Raw genomic sequence first — 803 nt, forward strand, 5'->3', positions numbered from 1 at the left:
TCCCTGTGACAGATATGACGAACAAAAGTTCGTGATTCCGTCAGATTCTCCCTCCCCCTCCACGGGTATCGGATGAGGAAGACACATCACGATCTTCGGAGGGGAGGAGGGACGGACATGCTGAAAGGCTATACATACCGGCTCTACCCGACGCCTGCACAGGCCGAGTTCCTCATCAAGACCATCGGCTGTGCCCGGTTCATCTACAACAAGCTGCTCGAGGACCGCATCGCCATCCGCGAGGAGGCGAAAGCGGGGATCGTGACGAGACGGAAACCGGCGACACCCGCATCCTACAAGCCCCTGTTCCCGTTCCTCGCCGAGGCGGACAGCCTCGCGCTCGCGAACGCGAAGCTGAACCTTGATGCGGCGTTCGCCAAGTTCTTCGCCGGGACGGGCGGATTCCCGGTGTTCAAATCGAGACGACGGTCGCGCGCCTCCTACACGACGAACAATCAGCACGGTACGATCCGCATCGAGGCGGGCAAGGTCCGGCTGCCGAAGATCGGGTTCGTGCGGTTCACACAACATCGCCCGTTCGAGGGCGTCATCCGGTCGGCGACGGTCTCGATGACGAGGACGGACAAGTTCTTTGTCTCCATCCTCGTCGAACAGGACGATGAACCATGGGTCCCAGCCGAGAACAAGGTCGGGATCGACCTCGGTCTGGAACACTTCGCCGTCATGACGAACGACGCGATGGTCTCGGAGAAGATCGACAACCCCCGACTCCTCCGGAAGTCCGAAGAAAAGGTCAAGAAGGCACAACGGACGCTGTCACGCAAGAAGGCCGGGAGCCGGAA

1 protein-coding gene is annotated in these 803 nt (G+C 60.5%); it reads left to right on the forward strand.

The genetic code is table 11. The features are described 5' to 3' along the window. Window positions 1-117 precede the first annotated feature (117 nt). Window positions 118-803: RNA-guided endonuclease InsQ/TnpB family protein (locus tag KNO91_RS15220; RefSeq protein WP_214818711.1), on the forward strand; the 686-nt coding region annotated here is incomplete at its 3' end.

It is taken from the genome of Exiguobacterium sp. s59 (assembly GCF_018617475.1).
Taxonomy (GTDB): Bacteria; Bacillota; Bacilli; order Exiguobacteriales; family Exiguobacteriaceae; genus Exiguobacterium; species Exiguobacterium aestuarii.